The sequence below is a fragment of the Psychrobacter sp. S1-30-MNA-CIBAN-0213 genome (assembly GCF_040309845.1).
In the GTDB taxonomy this organism is placed as follows: domain Bacteria; phylum Pseudomonadota; class Gammaproteobacteria; order Pseudomonadales; family Moraxellaceae; genus Psychrobacter.
The window spans coordinates 108,020-128,175 of sequence record NZ_JBEOPE010000006.1; the positions used below are offsets into that span (position 1 = coordinate 108,020).

15 protein-coding genes and 1 tRNA gene are annotated in these 20,156 nt (G+C 41.4%); 12 read left to right on the forward strand and 4 right to left on the reverse strand.

The features are described from left to right. Window positions 1-106: 106 nt before the first annotated feature. Window positions 107-841 carry a MiaE family protein gene (locus AAEY87_RS07895; RefSeq protein WP_350656689.1) on the reverse strand — a complete coding sequence of 245 codons (735 nt, stop codon included), beginning with the start codon at window positions 839-841 and terminating at the stop codon, window positions 107-109. Between the two features lie 690 nt (window positions 842-1,531). Between AAEY87_RS07895 and AAEY87_RS07900 the strand changes: the two genes are divergently transcribed. From AAEY87_RS07900 to AAEY87_RS07955, 12 genes are all read left to right on the forward strand, one after another. Beyond that, window positions 1,532-3,730, forward strand: a complete 2,199-nt coding sequence (locus AAEY87_RS07900) for a malate synthase G (RefSeq protein ID WP_350656690.1) — start codon at window positions 1,532-1,534, stop codon at window positions 3,728-3,730. Between the two features lie 576 nt (window positions 3,731-4,306). Then, window positions 4,307-5,350: a porin gene (locus tag AAEY87_RS07905; protein ID WP_350656691.1), complete on the forward strand. Its 1,044-nt coding sequence runs from the start codon at window positions 4,307-4,309 to the stop codon at window positions 5,348-5,350. A gap of 272 nt (window positions 5,351-5,622) precedes the next feature. Beyond that, the gene (locus AAEY87_RS07910) at window positions 5,623-6,744 is read left to right on the forward strand and encodes a porin (protein ID WP_350656692.1); all 1,122 of its coding nucleotides are present in this window, start codon (window positions 5,623-5,625) and stop codon (window positions 6,742-6,744) included. A 186-nt stretch (window positions 6,745-6,930) separates the two neighbouring features. Continuing rightward, entirely contained in the window at window positions 6,931-8,565 is a 1,635-nt protein-coding gene (pyrG, locus tag AAEY87_RS07915) for a CTP synthase (protein WP_350656693.1), read from the forward strand. 397 nt (window positions 8,566-8,962) lie between these two features. Beyond that, window positions 8,963-9,838 carry a 3-deoxy-8-phosphooctulonate synthase gene (gene kdsA / locus AAEY87_RS07920; protein WP_350656778.1) on the forward strand — a complete coding sequence of 292 codons (876 nt, stop codon included), beginning with the start codon at window positions 8,963-8,965 and terminating at the stop codon, window positions 9,836-9,838. Between the two features lie 36 nt (window positions 9,839-9,874). Beyond that, window positions 9,875-10,129 carry a cation transporter gene (locus AAEY87_RS07925; RefSeq protein ID WP_350656694.1) on the forward strand — a complete coding sequence of 85 codons (255 nt, stop codon included), beginning with the start codon at window positions 9,875-9,877 and terminating at the stop codon, window positions 10,127-10,129. A 263-nt stretch (window positions 10,130-10,392) separates the two neighbouring features. Then, on the forward strand, window positions 10,393-10,617 hold the full coding sequence (locus AAEY87_RS07930) for a heavy-metal-associated domain-containing protein (protein WP_068036854.1): 225 nt from the start codon (window positions 10,393-10,395) through the stop codon (window positions 10,615-10,617). A gap of 288 nt (window positions 10,618-10,905) precedes the next feature. Further along, complete coding sequence (locus AAEY87_RS07935; RefSeq protein ID WP_350656695.1) at window positions 10,906-13,254, forward strand: heavy metal translocating P-type ATPase; 2,349 nt, start codon at window positions 10,906-10,908, stop codon at window positions 13,252-13,254. 322 nt (window positions 13,255-13,576) lie between these two features. Next, on the forward strand, window positions 13,577-14,893 hold the full coding sequence (gene eno / locus AAEY87_RS07940) for a phosphopyruvate hydratase (protein WP_068036849.1): 1,317 nt from the start codon (window positions 13,577-13,579) through the stop codon (window positions 14,891-14,893). Between the two features lie 111 nt (window positions 14,894-15,004). Next, window positions 15,005-15,313, forward strand: a complete 309-nt coding sequence (locus AAEY87_RS07945; protein ID WP_068036846.1) for an FtsB family cell division protein — start codon at window positions 15,005-15,007, stop codon at window positions 15,311-15,313. A 101-nt stretch (window positions 15,314-15,414) separates the two neighbouring features. Then, on the forward strand, window positions 15,415-16,191 hold the full coding sequence (ispD, locus tag AAEY87_RS07950; protein WP_502945459.1) for a 2-C-methyl-D-erythritol 4-phosphate cytidylyltransferase: 777 nt from the start codon (window positions 15,415-15,417) through the stop codon (window positions 16,189-16,191). Window positions 16,192-16,639: 448 nt separating this feature from the next. Continuing rightward, window positions 16,640-17,242, forward strand: coding sequence for a BLUF domain-containing protein (locus tag AAEY87_RS07955; RefSeq protein WP_068036840.1), 603 nt, complete (start codon window positions 16,640-16,642; stop codon window positions 17,240-17,242). Window positions 17,243-17,421: 179 nt separating this feature from the next. Here AAEY87_RS07955 and AAEY87_RS07960 read toward each other — a convergent pair. From AAEY87_RS07960 to pyrC, 3 genes are all read right to left on the reverse strand, one after another. Beyond that, window positions 17,422-17,497: transfer RNA gene (locus tag AAEY87_RS07960), tRNA-Glu, on the reverse strand. Window positions 17,498-18,059: 562 nt separating this feature from the next. Further along, complete coding sequence (gene rnt / locus AAEY87_RS07965; protein WP_068039308.1) at window positions 18,060-18,719, reverse strand: ribonuclease T; 660 nt, start codon at window positions 18,717-18,719, stop codon at window positions 18,060-18,062. Window positions 18,720-18,996: 277 nt separating this feature from the next. After that, window positions 18,997-20,076: a dihydroorotase gene (pyrC, locus tag AAEY87_RS07970; protein WP_068036832.1), complete on the reverse strand. Its 1,080-nt coding sequence runs from the start codon at window positions 20,074-20,076 to the stop codon at window positions 18,997-18,999. Window positions 20,077-20,156: the final 80 nt, after the last annotated feature.

Genomic DNA, 20,156 nt, shown 5'->3' on the forward strand with positions numbered 1-20,156 from the left:
TTTGATAGGCACAATTAAGAAAATGTTGTAACTGATCGAGCCAAACACTCCAATCTGCTACAACATCTTTTCCTATTTGCACCAGCTGGCATTTTAAGGATTGTTTCTAAGCAGGTGTACCGCTATGAAAACGTAGCTCAGTATCTGGATTAGATATTAATTCTGCTTCCACTTCTTTAAAGAAGGCGACTCGTTCATCAATATTATCGTCAGACAATGATTGCGCCAGTGCCAAATAATCCTCAAAATGGCGGCTTTCTGACTTGAGCAAGTATCGATAGTATTTTGCCAAGCGTTTATCATCGATTACCTCAGCAAGTGCGGCAAAGCGTTCGCATGAACGTGCTTCAATAAATGCTCCAATTATCAAGACATCTACCATCGCTGCTGGCTCGTAGGTGCGTTTGTGTTTTAGCATGCCCTTGGCATAACGACCTGCACTTAGATATTTCCAGTCTTGACCGCGATCATTCATGATACCCAGCACTTGCTCGTAGTGCAGCATTTCCTCACGTATCAGTTGGGCTAACTTACGCTGTAAGTCGTAAGAAAACTCATAACGGAATATTAGATTCATCGCAGTGCCCGCTGCTTTTTTTTCGCAGTTGGCATGGTCTTGAATAATCAATGGCAAGTTCGCAATAGCAGCATCTACCCAAGCTTGTGTAGTTCGACTACCTAAGAACGCATAGATAGGGGAAAGGTCTACCTTTATAGGTGCTCGCAATTGTGTGATATCGGTACTGTCTTCATTCTGCAAGTCATTATCTTTTATGCTGTTTGATAGATTGTCTATTAAATTCTCTACTGCTGGCTTATGGCTTATATTATGATTATTCATAGTCTGATATATCTGTATTAAAAGGAAGTAGTGGTCAGTGAAAGCGGCTAAAAAATACAAAAGTAGGCGGTTTAGCTCATTGTTATAAGTAGTGAGTAGTATAACAGTAGGCTGTTACGAGATGAATAATCACAGAATACTATAAACAGTTGAAGGCTACCAAGATATATAACATTTAAGCATTGCTTCACTCTGTAATGATTACTTACAGTTTATACTTACCCTCAAGTCATCTCTTCAACTAACATTAGTTATGATGCTTAGGGCTTGTGCCTTATACAGTATCATTTTTATACAACCCCGTTATTTATTTACTAAATGCCTTTTTGTTGTTTATTTTATTATTTGATAGTAGGATGATATTTTGCTTCTAAGTCATTTTGTCTTACTATTAATTGTTAGCTGACAGGCTATAGACGTGTAGCTCTCTACCAGATGCACGTCAGCATACTAACGATTAATGATATTTTGAAACAAAAGATAATATAGCCACTATATAGATAACCTCATCTTAACTATTGAAAAATTACTAGATTGCTAGTTAAGGTGGGTTGTATTCGGCTTTATCAACTTCGCTTAACATCGTATTCACATTTAGACTGAATGCAAAGTGCTAAACATATCTCAATTTCACCAGTTACTATAATAAATCATTATTGACTTCCATCACGAACAGATAAGGACACCACTATGAGCCAGACTTCTCACCCTAATCGTATCCAGAAAGGCATTCTTGCAATTGACCAGCAGATGTATGACTTTATTGAAAATGAAGTGCTACCTAAAGTTGGCGTTGATTCGGATAGTTATTGGTCAGGTTTTGAAAAGGTGGTCAAGGAGTTTATTCCGCGTAACAAAACCCTGCTAGCCAAACGTGACAAAATCCAAGGTCAGATTGATCAATGGCATTTAGATAACCCTGCCAAAGATGGCGAAATTGATTATCCTGCCTATAAGGCATTCTTACAAGAGATTGGTTACCTATTACCAGAAGGCGATGATTTTAAAGTAAGTACAGAGAACGTTGATGACGAGATTGCTCATATCGCAGGGCCACAGTTGGTAGTACCCGTACGAAATGCTCGCTATGCGCTCAATGCTACTAACGCACGCTGGGGCAGCCTGTATGATGCCTTATATGGTACTGATGTCATTAGCGATGAGAATGGTCAAGAAGCGACAGGTGGTTATAATCCTACTCGCGGCGCTGCTGTCGTCGCCTATGCCAAGCAGTTCCTAGATGATAGCTTTGCGCTAGCATCAGGCTCATATAATGATGTTACTGGCTTTAAAGTAGTGGATGGTAAGCTTGAGATTGCTCAAGGTGATAGCAGCACGCAGCTGCAAGATCCAGCTAAGTTTGTCGGTTATGTTGGCGAGGTAGACAGTCCTACTGGTATTTTGTTAAAGAATAATAATTTACATGCTGAAATCCAAATCGATGCTAATAATCCAGTTGGTAAAGATGATCCAGCCAATATCAAAGATGTATTGCTTGAGTCAGCGATTACCGCTATTCAAGATTGTGAAGACTCTATCGCTGCCGTAGATGCAGAAGAAAAAGTCGAGGTCTATCGCAATTGGCTCGGTCTTATGAATGGCGACTTGCAAGAGACTTTTGAAAAAGGTGGCAAGACCCGTACTCGGAAACAAAACCCAGATCGTGAATACACCACACCAGAAGGCGGTAAGCTTATATTGCCAGGTCGCTCATTATTATTAATCCGTAATGTCGGTCACTTGATGCAAAATCCTGCAATCTTGGTCGATTTGGGCAATGGTCAAGAAGAAATTTTTGAAGGATTAATGGATGGCTTAATTACGCCGTTACTATCCTTAAACGACATCAAAGGTAGGAACGAGCTATCAAACTCCCGCAAGGGCTCAATGTATATCGTCAAGCCAAAAATGCATGGTCCTGAAGAAGTGAAGTTTGCTAATGACTTATTCAATGCTTCAGAAGACTTATTAGGCTTAGAGCGTAACACTCTCAAAATCGGTATCATGGATGAGGAGCGCCGTATGACGGTCAACCTCAAAGAAGCCATTCGTCAAGCTAAAGAGCGCGTTATCTTTATTAATACAGGCTTCTTAGATCGTACTGGTGATGAGATGCATACCAGTATGAATGCAGGACCATTCGTGCGTAAAGGTGATATGAAGTCACAAGCATGGCAACCTGCATATGAGCAATGGAACGTTGATATCGGTCTAGAGACTGGTCTACAAGGTCATGCTCAAATCGGTAAAGGTATGTGGGCAAAGCCTGATGAGATGAAAGAGATGATGGACACTAAGGCAGCTCATCCACAAGCGGGCGCCAATACAGCATGGGTACCATCACCGACAGGCGCAACCTTACACAGTATGCATTATCATCAAGTGAACGTCGCTGATGTCCAAGACAGTCTAAAGTCACGCAAACGTGCAAGTTTAGATGATATTTTGACCATTCCATTAGCCAAAGACACCAACTGGACAGACGAAGAAAAGCAGCAAGAGCTTGAGAATAACGCTCAGGGCATCTTAGGCTACGTTGTACGCTGGGTAAACCAAGGTGTTGGCTGCTCTAAAGTACCGGATATTAATGATGTCGGCCTAATGGAAGACCGCGCGACTCTACGTATCTCAAGTCAACATATCGCCAACTGGTTACACCATAACGTAGTCAGTGAGCAACAGGTGATGGATGCGATGAAGCGTATGGCAAAAGTCGTCGATGAGCAAAATGCTGGCGATGCTGATTATCAGCCGATGGCTACTGACTTTGAACATTCGTACGCATTCAAGGCAGCATGTGACTTGGTATTCAAAGGTTGTGAGCAGCCTAATGGCTATACTGAGCCATTATTGCATCAAGCACGTCTTGACCTAAAAGCTGGCGCATAACTCAACTAAATAGAGAAATGAAGCTTTATTGCTTCAATAATGAAACAATATTTATCAAAATACGCTTAATTTAAAAATATTTATTTAGGTTTCTTTAGCTAGTGAGCCTCAATAATTAGCTCTGAGTAAGTAGTTTTACTAATTATCTTCATAAGTAGCGCCACTAGTCGTTTCAACGGCTAGTGGCGTTTTTTATGCTTTTAAATTTAGATTAATGAATATTTGTCGTATTTAATCTCACTTTGATTTTTTTTAAAATCTGTAATTAAACGCTAAAAAAGATGTTGCAAATTATGTCAAAGTTGTTATGCTTGTACTCGAAGTATGAGTTTGGTAACGGATGTTACACACTAGAGCAATAAAGACCTAAGTTTACATGGTAGTTACTTTTTCGGTCCCATTCATGTAAGTCATGGTTTTTTTATCTTACGGTAATAGAAATTCGCCACACTTGTTCCTGACTAATCTCGGTAGCCAGTTACACATTATATCTTTGAGGATTTGTGACGATACCATTATGAGCACCAGCTAATAATAGCTAGCTTATTACTAAAATTGTAAAGTGGAGATACCCCCATGAAAAAACTACTTTTAGCTACAGCAGTTGCTGCCCTATCTGTATCTGCAGCGCAAGCCGCACCAACTGTATATGGTAAAGCATTCGTTACTGCCGACTATGTAAACGCTGAGCGCACTGGTACAGTAAATGACGTAGATAATGATTCTGTGCAAGTCAACTCAAATATTTCACGTTTGGGCTTTAAAGGCTCTGAAGCAATGACGGCTAATACTGACGTAATTTATCAGTTAGAGTATGGCATTGCTATCGATGACAGTGGTAGTGAAAACATTGGTTTTAGAAGCCGTGATACTTATCTTGGTCTAGATAACAAAAACTACGGTCAGTTCCGTTTCGGTCGTAACTATTCAGTTACTGATTACATCAATAATGTAACCGTTACTGAAGGCTTCTGGGACAACCTAGGTGTTAGTAATCTTGATATGGAAGGCGATGTCCTTGATGCTGTAACCATGGCTGATGGTCGCCGTGTTAACAACTCAATAGTATGGAAAGCACCAAAATATAACAACCTACCATTAGAGCTTGCTCTACAGTATGGTGCTGACGAATCGTTTGTATCTGACTCAGATGACCGTGACAGTGGCTATGGTGCTTCATTGATGTTTGACCAGGGTACTGGCTTCACTGCTGGTGTTGCTTATGAAAAAGACATGAGCCAAGCTGGTGATCTTCTACGCGGTAGTGCAACTGTTGATTTAGGTAAATACATGGCAGCGCCAGTTACTTTAGGTGCAATGTATCAAGTAGCTGATTTCGATGGCGGTACTGAAGATGAAAAAGGCTTAGTTGTAAGCGCTGAAATGGGCTTAGCCAACTTTGCCCGCCCAGCAGCTGTATATCTACAATACAACGGTACTAAGAATCTAGCTGGTGTTGATAACCGCGACTCAGATCAAGTTGTTCTAGGTGGTAAATACATGTATAAAGACAACATGATTGCCCATGCTTATGTTGGTAACAACTCAGCTGAAGACAACGATAGCGGTACTGATCTTGATGTATTCGCTATCGGTGGTGGTCTAGAATACAAATTCTAATTTAAACATTAGAACTTGAATCTAAAAAACTCATCCTTCGGGGTGGGTTTTTTTGTGATAAAAACAGGAAGTTCTAGACCCGTATGGCAGTTATCTCAATAATTACAGTTGTGTAAATTTGGATTTTTTCATCTTACGGTAATATAAATTTGCTACCTTAGTGTCTGAACAGTTTCAATAGCTCGTTATATAGTATGGCTGTAACGATACCATTATATATCCCAGTCAATTTTAGAAAATTTATCACTCAAATCGTATAGTGGAGATAACCTTTGAAAAAACTACTTGTAGCCTCAGCAATTGCAATGCTATCAGTTTCTACCGTTCAGGCCGCACCAACCGTTTACGGCAAAGCATTCGTGACCACTAATTATGTCGATGCTGAACTTAATCGCCAGTCTATGGATATTCCCAACGACGCTATCAATGTCAATGAAGATAACAGTTCAGTACAAGTCAGCTCGCATTCTTCACGCCTAGGATTTAAAGGGTCTGAGGCGATAACGGCCAATACTGATGTCATTTATCAATTAGAATACGGTATCAAAATTGATGATAGTGGTAGTAGTAACATTGGTTTTAAAAGCCGTGACACATATCTTGGTTTAAAGAATAAAGACTATGGGCAATTTCGCTTCGGTCGCAATTATTCAGTTTCTGATTATATTAACAACGTAACCGTCAATGAAGGTTATTGGGATAATATTGGCTCAAGCTCTCTTAGTGATGGAGGCACACTTAGTGAAGCGCTAACCTTGACTGATGGTGAACGTATCAATAATTCAATCGTGTGGATTGCGCCTAAGTATAACGGCTTACCATTAGAGCTTGCGCTACAGTACAGTGCTGATGAAGCTTTTGTAACTGATAACGATGATCGCGATAGTGGCTTTGGTGCTTCATTAATGTTCGATCCAGGTACGGGCTTTACTGCTGGTGTTGCTTATGACAAAGACATGAGTACTAATGGTGAAATGCTTCGTGGCAGTGCTAGTGTCGATCTCAGTAAATACGTTGCTGCTCCTGTTACTTTAGGCGCTTTGTATCAACAAGTAGACTTTGATGGTTATGATGATGAAGAGAAGGGTCTAGTCGTAAGTGCTGAAATGGGTTTAACCAACTTCGCTCGTCCAGCCTCTGTCTATCTCCAATATGATAAGACGGATAACTTAGGTGGCCTTAGTGGCAATGATTCAGATCAAATCGTATTAGGTGGCAAATACATGTTTAAAGACAACATTATTGCGCATGCCTATGTTGGCAAAAACTCTGCTGATTTGGAAAATGGTCTTCTCGTTGTTAGAAACAATGATGATGATACTACTGATCTAGTTCAAGCTCGTGGCGATGCCGATGTACTTGCTATCGGTGGCGGTCTAGAATATAAATTCTAGATCAAAACATTGCATAGCTAGCATGCTAAAAGACTCATCCTTCGGGGTGGGTTTTTTTCATTGTGCCAACATTAATAGGGAAACAACCAGCAAAATCTAATAGTTTAAAAGTCTTTAAGCTTTTGCCCTATATTTTATGGCGCATTTTTAGTAAAATCCTCTTTTACCAATTACCGATAGAGTACTATGACCAAGTTTATATTTGTGACCGGTGGGGTAGTGTCCTCACTAGGGAAAGGTATTACCGCAGCTTCCCTTGCTGCGATACTCGAAGCGCGCGGCGTGAGTGTAACGATGACCAAGATGGATCCGTATATTAACGTTGATCCAGGTACGATGAGTCCGTTCCAGCATGGCGAGGTGTTCGTCACTGAAGATGGGGCGGAGACGGATTTAGATTTGGGTTATTATGAGCGTTTTTTACGGCATTCCAAGATGAGTAAAAGTAACAACTTTACTAGTGGTCGCATCTATCAGAATGTCCTGAATAAAGAGCGCCGCGGTGAGTATCTAGGTGGTACGGTACAGGTTATTCCACATATCACTGATGAGATTAAGAGTAAAATCTTAGCCAGTGGTGTGGGCTATGATATCGCCATTATTGAGATTGGCGGGACGGTCGGTGACATCGAGTCACTACCTTTTATGGAAGCCGTACGCCAAATGCAAGTAGAGCTTGGTCGCAATAGAGCCATGTTGATGCATTTGACACTAGTACCTTATATTGCCAGTGCCGGCGAGACCAAAACTAAGCCTACTCAGCATTCAGTGAAAGAACTGCGTTCTATTGGCTTGCAGCCTGATATTTTAATATGTCGCTCTGACCATCATATCTCGCAAGATAATCGCCGTAAGATTGCATTGTTTACTAACGTTGAAGAACGTGCAGTCATCATGTGTGAAGATGCGCAAAGCATCTATCAAATACCGCGTACCCTTCATGAGCAAGATCTTGATGATCTAATCTGCGAGCGTTTCGGTCTTGATGTACCTGAAGCAGATTTAAGCGATTGGGACAAAGTGGTTGAAGCCCAGCTCAATCCTGAATCAACGGTTACCGTAGCGATGGTTGGCAAATATGTCGAATTGCCTGATGCCTATAAGTCTATTAATGAGGCGTTGCTACACGCAGGTATTACGCATAAAGCAGACGTTAAGATTGATTATATCGATGCTGAGCGTTTAGAAGGTGATGACAGTTTATTGGCGCAGCTAAATAATGCTGATGCCATCTTGGTACCAGGTGGTTTTGGAGAGCGCGGTACCAATGGTAAGATAAAAGCCATCACTTATGCTCGTGAAAACAACGTGCCTTATCTAGGTATCTGCCTTGGTATGCAACTAGCTGTAATTGAGTATGCGCGTAATGTACTCAAAATTAATGCCAATTCTTCTGAGTTTGATCGCAAGACCGCTGAGCCTATCATTGGTCTGATTACTGAGTGGTTAGATGAGCGCGGCGAGCTACAGATTCGTAGTGATGATTCAGATCTTGGTGGCACTATGCGTTTGGGTGCTCAGCAAGCTGAACTGGTTGCTGGTAGCAAGCTGAGCCAAATCTATGGCGCAAGCAATATCACTGAGCGTCATCGCCATCGTTATGAGATGAACAATCGTTATATCGAACCATTAGAGCAAGCAGGCATGACCATATCAGGGTATTCTGCTAAGCAACATTTGGTTGAGTCGGTTGAGGTTGCTGATCATCCATGGTTTATCGCGGTTCAGTTCCACCCTGAATTCACCAGCTCACCGCGTGGTGGTCATCCATTGTTTAACAGTTTTGTTAAAGCTGCAAAAAATTATAGCGAAACTAGGTAATGGCATAATCATTACAGCTTTATCCACAATAAAAAAAGACTAATCTTCGGATTGGTCTTTTTTTGAATCATGTTTTTGTGACACTGGAGTTTTAACGCTATAGTCAGGTCAATATAAAAGATATACAGTGGGACTGGTATAAATTTTTTGTAGCCTCTGTCTGCGTAGGCACAGCAAGCAAGAAAAGTTTGTACCAGTCACGCATCATAATGTCATGTATCCATTTTATTTAGTATCGACTATATGACGTTCGTGATTATTGATTGATGACTACTGCGTGATTATTGATTGATGACTACTGATTGTGTCTAATTACGCTTGTACACTTTTTTTAATTGGGCTATCGGTTACAATATGGGATAGCAATATGAATAACAATAAAGAGGGCAATGACTTCATGGATAACTTATTAACCGCGCAATCACATATTAAGCTTACTACTCCTAATAACAATACGATTAATATTGGTAACGATCAGCCGTTTGTATTGTTCGGTGGTATGAATGTCTTAGAGTCCAAAGAATTAGCGTTTGAAATTGCGGAGCAGTATGTCGAGATATGTCAGCGTTTGGGGATTGGCTATGTATTCAAGGCCAGCTTTGATAAAGCCAACCGTTCAAGCCTACACTCTTATCGAGGTCCTGGACTAGAACAGGGTATCGATTGGCTAGGGCAAATTAAAGAAAAGTTCCAAGTGCCGATCATTACTGATGTGCACGAACCATATCAAGCAGCGCCCGTCGCTGAGGTTGCTGATGTTATCCAGCTTCCTGCGTTTTTATCACGCCAGACTGACTTGGTACATGCAATGGCTAAAACAGACGCGATTATTAATATTAAAAAAGCGCAGTTTTTAGCGCCGCACGAGATGCGTCATATCGTCAATAAATGCCTTGAAGGTGGAAACGATAAGCTTATCCTTTGTGAGCGCGGGAGTGCCTTTGGTTATAATAATCTAGTTGTTGATATGCTTGGCTTTGATACCATGAAGCAGATGGATATTCCAGTATTCTTTGATGTGACACATAGCTTACAGCAGCCGGGTGCGCGTAGCGATAGTGCAGGTGGACGTCGTGAGCAAATAACGACGCTTGCCCGTGCAGGTATGGCAACAGGACTAGCAGGGCTGTTTTTAGAAGCGCATCCAAGCCCAGAAACGGCAAAGTGTGACGGCCCATGTGCACTACGTATGAGTCAACTAGAGCCATTCTTACGTCAGCTGAAGCAGATTGATGATTTGGTCAAAGGCTTTGAGGTATTAGATACTCATTAATGCAGTCAATGTAGGAAATGATAAGAGGGTAAGATAATGGCCATCCAAATTGCACAAGTCAGTATCGAAAATATCGATGACACCGAAGGATTAGAGAGCGTGATGATTGCTCTTAAAAATATTACAGGGGTAACCGCGATCGAGCTCGATCCTGATAAAGACATTGCTACCGTAAGCTACGATGATACCGATACCAGTATTCATGCCTTAACTGCCGCAATTAGCATGGTCGATTATGTTACCCAGCCGTTTCCTATTGATGCACCGCAAAATCCACATCATCATGATTAGATATTGCTTGCAGGTTTTGCCCTAGAATAAGAGATGTTACTTATCGTTTTGGCACAAATTTATGGTTCTGTTAATAAAGTGATAACCAAGGAGTCTTGTTGTTAACGACAATACGGATTATGCTGATTAAGTATTGTTTTTATAAAACTTTAAAAGACAGTTATTTTAAAAATTAGTCTTTAGAAAATAACTATAAAAGCAGTTTATTTACTTATAAAAACATTCATTTATAAAAACTCATTTACAAGAATAAGGAACCTAACATGGCAGACCAAACACGTATTATTAAAATTGATGGCATGACTTGTGGTGGCTGTGTGGCAAGCGTCCATAATGCCACCGCCGATATCGATGGTTTAGATGATATCAGTATCGAGCTTGCAGACAATCAAGCGACGGTAACCTTTGACGATAGCAAAACCAGTGCAGAAGCTATTGCATCTGCTATCGACGAAGCTGGATTTGATGCGACCGTCGCTAACTCTTAAGCATTGTCGTTTATGTAAGAAAACCAGCTATCATGGCTGGTTTTTTGATGGATATTTAAATTAACAGTGGTTATGAATATGGGGTTGCTTCTGTAACTTAACTGGCTTGCTGTTATTGATTTGCAGAGAGCATCTGACTTGAATAGACAGCAGTCGTAACCATTTAATATTAACACTGATATTTAATTTTAGAATGTCCTACTTGTTTCATTTAGATTTCCCATCCACTGATATTTTTATTGCTCATACGAATTTATAAACGCTATAACGCAATGACGAGTTCTATTTATGAATGATTCTACCCGTACCGCCAATGACCAGTCCTATGATGTTGAGACTGATATTCAGTCTAATACGACGCTCGCGCCCGAGCGTGCACACCTGCAACTGGCCATTGATGGAATGACATGTCAGGCTTGTGCCTCACGCATCGAGAAGGTACTTAATAAAAAGCCGTCGGTATATGAGGTGAGTGTAAACTTCGCTGGCGAGACCGCCAATGTAGATTACGATCCGACGCAGACCACGCCCGAGCAAGTCACGGATTGGGTAAATAAGACGGGTTTCGTTGCAAACTTGCAGGCAGGTGATAGCTTGTTTGCGAAAACAGATAAAGATACGGCGACTGAATACCCATGGCGACTGATTGGGTTATGGATTTGCTTGGTGCCATTTTTAGTTGGTATGGCAGGCATGCTTTTCGGTCAGGGTATGTCATGGATGCTACCGGTCTGGATGCAGTTTATCTTAGCGACAATTGTACAATTTGGACTGGCGTTACCATTTTATAAAAGCGCTTGGGCGTCAATCAAAGGTGGTCTTGCCAATATGGATGTGCTGGTGGTCATCGGTACGGTAACCATTTGGGCATACTCAACTTATTTATGGCTCACTCATGGCGATGGTACTTTAAACAGTCTATTGCAAAGTGGTCACGGTGCGGATGGCGGTCCTGCTGTGTATTTTGAAGCAGGGGTGATGGTCATTGCGTTTGTTCGTACGGGTAAATATCTTGAAGAGCGTACTAAAAAGCATAGCCTTAACAGTATTGATTTATTATTGTCATTAACCCCTGATGAAGTCGAGCAGCAGCAGCCGAATGGCGACTTTCATAATGTTGCCCTGCAAGATGTGCAGGTTGGTAATATTTTGCGCGCTAAGCAAGGGAGCCGCGTAGCAACTGATGGTACGGTTATCGGTGGCAGTGGTTGGTGCGTGGAGAGTCATTTAACTGGTGAGTCAGTACCACTCAAAAAAGAAGAGGGCGATGGACTACTAGCAGGCGCTCTAGTCGAAAACGGCAGCTTACTATATCGCGTCAGTGCTAAAGGCAGCGATACGAAGCTTGGTGATATGGTGCAGGCGCTCAGTGATGCGCAAGGCTCAAAAGCCAATTTAGCACGCCTTGCCGATAGAGTAACGGCAGTATTTGTCCCAGTCGTAGTGGCGATTGCTATTGTCACTTTTGGGCTGACATGGTGGTTGACCGGTATGATTGACATCGCCTTGATGCATGCAGTGTCTGTATTAGTCATTGCCTGTCCGTGTGCACTTGGTTTGGCCACACCAGCCGCTATCATGGCTGGTATGGGTGTCGCTGCGCGTCATGGCGTTTGGTTTAAAGACGCGCAAAGCCTAGAAGCCGCAGGTAATATTGATACCGTTGTCTTGGATAAAACAGGCACATTAACCATCGGTAAGCCTACTATCGTGGACAATGTGATGGTAGATAAGTCGCTTGCCATTGATGATGTCTTACAAATTGCCGCGAGCGTTGAGGCGCATGCCAGCCACCCCTTAGCGACTGCGCTTATCAATGCGGCTACCGCGCGAAACTTACCGTTAATGAATGTGATTGATATTAGCGTCATCAAAGGCGCTGGTATACAAGCAAATATCGAAGGCTTAGGTCTTGTAAAAGTCGGTACGGCAGAGTTTGCTAACTTGACGTTGCCTAAGCTGATGCCAAAGGTATGGCAAATTGCTAGTACCGTTGCGATTAGTATTAATGATGAGCCGCTTGGTGCTTTTGCCCTTGCTGATGACTTAAAGGCTGATACGCCGCAAGCCATTACCGCGCTACAGGATTCTGGTATCAATGTCATTTTGATGAGTGGTGATAAGCAGTCCGTCGTCGATCATGTGGCAGGGCAGCTGGGTATTGAACAAGCTTACGGTAAAATGAGCCCTCGTGATAAAGCAAGCCAAATTGCCTTATTGCAAACTGCTGGTCATAAAGTTGCGATGGCAGGTGATGGTGTCAACGATGCGCCAGCGATGGCAACAGCGGATGCCAGCTTTGCCATGTTTGAGGGTACTGATGTTGCTCAGCATAGCGCCTCTGCACGCTTGATGGGCGAGTCGCTCATGCATATCGATGCTGCGCAAAAAATTGCTCAAGCAACACTGCGTAATATCAAGCAAAATTTGTTTTTTGCTTTTATCTATAATTGCCTTGGTATTCCGCTTGCCGCTTTTGGCTTTTTAAACCCTATGATTGCCGCCGCCGCTATGGCGCTTAGCTCCATTTCAGTATTAATGAATGCGTTACGATTGACACGATTTAAAACAGAGGTGGAGCTACATAATACGGTATCTCCATCTGATATGGAGACGCAAAGCTCAGCGAAGATATAAATATCATATCGTCTTTGATATTATATGCACTTAAACGAGACTATAACCGCTAGCATCATTACTTATGTTTGATTTTATGGGCGCAAGTTGGTGTAAGATAAGGGAAGTTTGGCAAAATATATGCTATTATGCCAAGCACTATAGTCAAGTATTTGATGCACCAATTAGACATTTAAAGATGTCAAAAAGTAGCTGGCTGTATAGATGTCTAAAGTAACTTTAGACACGGATGCTATATGATATTTTGCTTTATCTTTTTTGTATTCTAGTTGCCGTTATTTATCCCACAAACTTGGCATGACCAAAGGAATTAACAGACATTATGTACGCTGAAGAAACCAACAACGTCACCGCAATTAAAGACATTCGCGCTCGTGAGATTTTAGACTCGCGCGGTAACCCAACGATTGAAGCCGATGTAATTTTAGCCGATGGTACTATCGGACGTGCTGCTGCTCCAAGCGGCGCTTCTACTGGCTCACGTGAGGCGCTCGAGCTGCGTGATGGCGACAAAGATCGCTATATGGGTAAAGGCGTTAAAAAAGCCGTTGCCAATGTTAATAGCCAGATTCGCAGTGCTTTGGTAGATAAAGATGTTACAGAGCAGCAAGGTATCGATGACGCTATGATTGCGTTAGATGGTACAGAAAACAAAGACAGTCTTGGTGCTAATGCGATGCTAGCCGTGTCACTGGCGACTGCCAAAGCTGCTGCTAAGTCACAAAATCTGCCATTACATCAATACATTGCCAACTTACGTAATCAGACGTCGCTGACAATGCCTGTACCGATGATGAACATCTTAAACGGTGGTGAGCATGCGGATAATACGGTTGATATCCAAGAATTTATGATTGAGCCAGTTGGTTTCACCAGCTTCTCAGAAGCGTTGCGTGCTGGTACGGAGATTTTCCATAGCTTAAAGTCTGTTTTGAAATCACAAGGCTTGAATACAGCAGTCGGCGATGAAGGCGGCTTTGCACCGAACTTACGTAGCAATGAAGAAGCTATCACTGTTATCATGCAGGCGATTGAGCAAGTTGGCTATAAAGCGGGTGAAGATATTCATTTGGCTTTAGACTGTGCTGCTAGCGAGTTCTATAAAGATGGTCAATACATCTTGGCAGGCGAGGGTAATAAGGCTTTCGATAGTCAAGGATTCTCCGACTATCTAGTTGGATTGGCACGTCAATATCCTATTATCTCTATCGAAGACGGTCTTGATGAGTCAGATTGGGATGGTTGGAAGTATTTGACTGAGCAGATTGGTGATAAGGTTCAGTTGGTTGGTGATGATTTATTTGTGACCAATCCTGCTATTTTACAAGAAGGTATTGATAAGCATATTGCCAATGCAATTTTGATTAAGTTTAATCAAATTGGTACATTATCAGAAACGCTAGATGCGATTTACCTTGCGAAGAAAAATGGCTATGCAACGATTATCTCGCACCGTTCAGGCGAAACTGAAGATAGTACTATTGCAGATTTAGCGGTTGGTACTGCTGCTGGTCAGATCAAAACTGGCTCACTATGCCGTTCAGATCGCGTCGCGAAATATAATCAGTTGCTACGTATCGAACAACAAGTCCGTGCAAGCTATCGTGGCCGTGAAGAGTTCATTGGTCTACGTGGTTAAGAATCTGAACTTATAGCTAAAGCTAGGCGATATATCGTTATTTGTATTTCGCCTAGCAAGCTTAATTAGTGTTTATTTTATTATCTCTATATGGTTTGGCGTTATCACTTTATGAAATACTTAAGCCAATTTATATTACTCGCTCTAGCTGTTGCAGTACTTTTGGGTCTGCAATATCAGTATTGGCTGGGTGAAAATGGTCGCTTTGAGCGCAACAAACTGTTAACTCAAATTGAAGATCAGCAGCGCTTGAATGACAATCAAGTGGCGGCAAACAACCTGTTACGTACCGATGTCCATGATTTGAAAAACGGTCTTGAAGCAGTAGAAGAGCATGCTCGTTTAGATTTGGGCTTGATTAAGCCAAATGAGACTTTTGTACAAGTATCAACCGCACCAACCACGCACAGTCGCTATTGATTTTCTAAAGACTTATCTTCTTCTCTTACCTATAATAGAGACGTTGTACATCTTAAAGTCTTCACTTCTCCTAGTTTTCATTTTTGTCTAGCCATACTGTCATGGATTTTAACCATGAGTACTACCTTATGAATACTATACCTCGTATACATGCCATGATCGTCGCTGCTGGTCGCGGTAGCCGTTTTGGTGCGTCTATAGCCAAGCAATATATCCAGCTGCAAGATCAGACGCTGCTACAGCATAGTGTGGCAAGGCTTGCGTGTAGTACTTATATTGATAAGTGCTTATTGGTAATAGCGGCAGATGACAGCACAGCACAGACGTTAGATTTTGCACTTCCTATACATTATGCTGTCGGTGGAATTGAGCGTTGGCAGTCAGTACAGGCAGGGGTAGAGGCCATCAGTAATGCAGGTGCTAAGGATTCAGATCTAGTGCTGATACATGATGCTGCGCGTCCTGCTGTGCCCAGTCATGATATCGATCAAGTTATTGAAGCGGCGATACTAGAGCCTTATGGCGCTATTTTAGCCACACCTGTGGCTGATACCCTAAAAGAGTCCTATCTCCAGTCTACTGCCCAATCTGAGCTCGTAGATAATACAATAAGTAGCAGCACACATCCTTATACTAAACGTACTATCGACCGTAGTAATATGTGGCAAGCACAAACCCCGCAAGTCTTTCGACTAGATCAGCTGCAGAAAGTACTAGCATATGTCGCTGAACATCAACTAGCTATTACCGATGAAGCCAGTGCTTTCGAACACTTACAGCTGCCTATTCGACTCGTTACTGGCAGTCGTCAAAATATCAAACTTACCTATCCTGAAGATGCTACGTTGCTAGCCGCTATTCTCAACGCTCAAAGCTAGACCATTGTATTAACGAAGCTTTTTTATAAATAGAATTCGTTAATACCACCCTTCCTATTTGTTCTCTGTTCTTTTAGCTTTCTTATTATAATTAATTCTTATTCATAACTAACTCTCAATAGATTGTGTTGCCAGAATTCTTTATTCAACCTATTTTTGGTTCTAGTCAACTTAATCCCTTTAAATATCAGCCTTTCCGAATATAATAGAAGATGAAAAATTGTTTAGTTACAATAATTTATTGTTGTATTAACGTAATAAGTTGCTTAGTTGACCTAACTGCCTTATGATGTAACCAAGTTAATACAATTAATAATAAAAACTTATAATATCAATAATATGACAAGGCATAAAAATTCTGTTTTCTGTCTTATTTATTATATTTTAAAGTCTATAGGCGTTTATTCGTCTAATGTTAAGGGGCATTTAATTGTCGCACGTTACTACTATGAACCATTTAGAAGAGATTGATCTTTACCAGTTTGTATATGTTAGCCGGATTACTTCAACGGGACTATCTGGCGCTAGCACACTAAATGATATTGCTGAAATTTCTATAAAAAATAATAAAGATGATGATATTACTGGTGTACTTTGCTATGGCAATGGATACTTTTTCCAATGTGTAGAGGGTACAGAGCAAGTATTAACTAATTTGAAAAATCGATTACTCATGGATGATAGGCATAAAGATATCCAAACTTTAGATTTCTGTGCGATTAGCGAGCGCGGATTTACTGGTTGGTCATTACGCTCCATCATACTTGAACGTTGGATGATCAGTGATCCTAAAGCCAAGGCACTTATGCCTTTTAAACCCTATAACTGGGCTCCTAATGAGTGGAAACAATTTTTGAAAATTTTGAAAGGTTATTACAAAGAGCAAGAAAAGACAGGTGAAGTCGATGCTCAGCCAATTAAGTACAATGCACTAGGTTTAACATTAGGTAAAGTTGTGGGGCAGCATCAAGCTTTTTTCTTAATTCAAACTGTATTGGGTGCGCTAATCATATTGGCATTATTATGGTTTATGCTATCTGACAAATTCTAATAAAGTATTGATTCTTAGTGTTCTATAATAAAAGCCAGCGTCCTGCTGGCTTTTTATGTTATCTACATCTGGGTTAATGCAACTACTAGAAAAAGATAGGCATAAAAAAACCCGTAAAATCTTATAGATTTTACGGGTTTCAAAAGTGCTAAAACAATTGCCAATAGCGCTTTAATATGTGGCGTCCCCAGGGGGATTCGAACCCCCGTTACCGCCGTGAAAGGGCGGTGTCCTAGGCCTCTAGACGATGGGGACTAGGTACTGCACCTTCAGCTGCTTTCACCATTTATGCTGAAGTGGTGCACATTCTAATGGCGTCTGCGCTTTGTGTCAAGCCTTTTTCTTCGTCTTTTTAAAATTAAATATCTTTTTTTGATAGCACGGCGTGGATGTAAGTCATTACTCTTTAAATGATGGCGAATCCATAGAGAGGTACAGGTGCTGATAGTCAAAGCGAGTATCATATAACCAATGATAGTACCCCATAACTTAAATTGTGGATCCATGATAAAGCCCCTCCGTAGTTCCCTAATTAGCATATTACATATACTAGTTGGGATATGAGTAACTTAAGTCATCTATAGGACATCATATTGAGACAGACGGAATCCATAAAAAGAAAGCGAACCATCAGTTTTATTTAGACAGTATAATATACAAACCTCGAGTGACAGTTATCTTGCTTGTCATTTATCATCATCCTAACAGTTACGTCCTTATTGATTATAAAATCAAGATGGCAAAGTTATTCCAAAAATAAAATTATCTGGCTAATCATAATGATGAATAGACATAATCGATATCTGCATGCTACTGGTTATTCATCGTCGTTGTCAGTTAACTCTACCTCTGTTTGCTCAGTATGTAAAGCATTGGGCAACATAGGGTACTGGTTTAGAATATGACAAAATAGCTCGGCTGTCTTTTGAGTATCATAAAGTGCTGAGTGAGCATGACTACCATCAAACTCAAGCCCAGCAGCTTTACAAGCACGTGCTAGTACTGTTTGACCAAAGGCCAAAGCTGATAAAGTAACCGTATCAAACACTGAAAATTGATGGAACGGGTTATGGTTTTTGCTATTAGTACGCATTACTGCGGCATTCAAGAATGCTAAGTCAAAATGCGCATTATGACCGACTAGTACACATTGACGACAGTCTTCAGCACGGCGTACTTCTTTTAGTCCTTTAAAGATCCGACGTAGCGCAGTCTTTTCATCTTCTGCAATTGCTTTACGCATAGGGTTGTTAGGGTCTATACCAGTGAATGCCAGTGATCTTGGCTCTAGATTGGCACCTTCGAAAGGTTCAATATGAGCATTGAGTGCTTCTCCTGGGTAAAATACTCCATGCTCGTCTAATAAGATTGGAATACAAGCAATCTCTAATAGTGCATCGGTCTGTGCATTAAATCCTGCTGTCTCGACATCGACAATGACGGGTACAAACTTACGAAAGCGCTCTTTCATAGTCATTGGAGCTGAGTCTTGCTCAGTCTCATTTGTATTGGTACTAGAGCAGACATCAGTAGTTGACTGCATATTTAGAGTGCTATCAGAAGCAATGCTGGCTTGAGTGTTTAATGAGTCGTCAGTAGACAAGGTAGCTTTGTTTTGGGTGGTCATATTAAGTTAAGTCACTTCTATCGGTGATGCGAATACATTGAGATGCTGTTAATGTCCAATGCTATCAAAACAATAGCAATTGAACACTCGCAGCATCTCGATAGCATTGAGAGGATTTGTGTACTGTTTATGCTTTGATAGACCAGGGTAGCATCTCACCAGCCATTAGTGGTGTAAGCGTTTGCCCATCAAAGTAAGGGTAACCTGTAGGCACTTGCATAGGGTTATTCGTTAGGGTAACGGTAGTTTCGTTAACTGGTAGGCCATAAAACTGTGCACCAAAACGGCTAGTGAAGCCTTCTAATTTATCAATTTTGCCGACACTATCAAATGCGGTCGCATATAAGGGTAGGGCAATTGATGAGCTGTAGCAGCCAGCACAGCCACAAGCGGCTTCTTTTTTGTCTGTTGCATGTGGTGCTGAATCAGTTCCCAAAAAGAATTTTGGACTGCCACTAGTAGCAACATTTAGCAGCACTTCTTGATGTTGTTTACGTTTTAAGATAGGCAAACAGTAAAAGTGGGGCTTGATACCACCCAATAGCATGTGGTTACGGTTGAACATCAAGTGCTGCGGGGTAATAGTAGCCGCAACTTGATTACCTTGTGCTAATACGAAGTCAGCCGCGTCGCTAGTAGTAATATGCTCCATCACAATTTTGAGAGTAGGGAATTTAGCAATAATTTGCCCAAGTACCTCTTCTAAAAAGCGCTTTTCACGATCAAAAATATCGACATGGTCGTGCGTTACTTCACCGTGTAGTAGTAGTGGTAAATTATACTTTTCCATGGCTTCGAACACATCAACGCAGGCATTAATATCCGTGACACCATCAGCAGAGTTGGTTGTAGCGCCCGCAGGATACAGTTTGACCGCTTGTACGATACCTGATTGGGCAGCTACTTCAATATCTTTTGCGGTAGTTTGATCAGTTAGATATAAAGTCATACGTGGTTCAAAAGCAGCTTTGCGCTCAGCATCCAAATTACTATCGTGCAAATGCTGCATGATACGAGCGCGATAGGCACGCGCATCATCAGTATTTTTAACTGGTGGTACTAGATTTGGCATACAGATGACGCGATTAAAGCTTGCCGCCGCATGCGCTACAGTAGTGGCAAGTGCCTTATCATCACGCAAGTGAATATGCCAATCGTCTGGCTGAAGGATAGTTAACTCTTTAATGGAATCAGTAATTGGGGTCATAGTTTTCTATGTCTTAAGGTATAGTGAAAAAAGATGATAGTAAAAGACGCTAAGGCGCAAGTTTTGTAATAATTGCTATC